The sequence below is a fragment of the Amycolatopsis echigonensis genome, assembly GCF_014174495.1.
GTDB classification, from domain to species: domain Bacteria; phylum Actinomycetota; class Actinomycetes; order Mycobacteriales; family Pseudonocardiaceae; genus Amycolatopsis; species Amycolatopsis echigonensis.
In genome coordinates this window covers 1-203 of sequence record NZ_JACJHR010000301.1, presented here as the reverse complement: position 1 = coordinate 203, position 203 = coordinate 1, and the positions used below count along the sequence as shown (strand labels likewise).

The 203-nt window shown below is 67.0% G+C and carries 1 protein-coding gene; it reads left to right on the top strand.

Translation table 11 applies throughout. From position 1 onward, the window contains the following. Nucleotides 1-203: transposase (locus H5411_RS46880; protein ID WP_183128066.1), on the top strand; the 203-nt coding region annotated here is incomplete at both ends.

Genomic DNA, 203 nt, shown 5'->3' with positions numbered 1-203 from the left:
CCCTCGGACTCTGGATCGCCGACACCGAAGCGGCGAAGTTCTGGGCCAAGGTCGTCACCGACCTGCGCAACCGCGGCGTGAAAGACATCCTGATCGCCTGCTGCGACGGCCTGACCGGACTGCCCGATGCGATCCGCGGCGCGTTCCCCGACACCGTGGTCCAAACCTGCGTCGTGCACGTGATCCGCAACGCCATGCGGTTC